The sequence below is a fragment of the Stenotrophomonas sp. CASM106 genome, assembly GCF_049384825.1.
In the GTDB taxonomy this organism is placed as follows: domain Bacteria; phylum Pseudomonadota; class Gammaproteobacteria; order Xanthomonadales; family Xanthomonadaceae; genus Stenotrophomonas; species Stenotrophomonas muris.
In genome coordinates this window covers 1-441 of sequence record NZ_JBMRFS010000062.1, presented here as the reverse complement: position 1 = coordinate 441, position 441 = coordinate 1, and the positions used below count along the sequence as shown (strand labels likewise).

Annotated in this window: 1 protein-coding gene; it reads right to left on the bottom strand. The window is 51.0% G+C overall.

Annotation, left to right across the window (positions count from 1 at the left end; all coding sequences use genetic code 11):
• Window positions 1-84 precede the first annotated feature (84 nt).
• Window positions 85-441, bottom strand: a 357-nt coding sequence (locus tag VG556_RS22540) for a hypothetical protein (protein WP_423180072.1), incomplete at its 5' end; no start/stop codon positions are given.

Genomic DNA, 441 nt, shown 5'->3' with positions numbered 1-441 from the left:
ACGAACACGCTCTGCAGGTGAGCATGCGGGGCCGGGAGCATCATCATTTCCGTATTTTGTCACACCTTCCGGAAGCAACCGGCATCAGTTGCGGTTATCGTCAACCGTTGTGCGGTATGCCAGGAGCACGTACTGATCCATCAGATCCGTCAGTGCTGCGCTCTGCCTCTGACGGTTGATGATCCATTCCTCCAGCTCTTTTTCTGATTTCCGTTTCAGGTTCTCTTTCCAGTCTTCAAGGCTGTTTCCGGTCATTAAATCAAGCCAGCAAAGCCAGACCAGTTTGAGGCGCAACTCCGTGCCACCAAACTGACGGAAGAGGCTAATCAGTTTATTTGCCAGAGAACGCTGCCTCAGACGTTCACATTCAGACAGGAGAATGCCTTCCAGCATCGGATGATGAACCAGCAGATGTTCACTGGTGCATAAATTCACTATCAG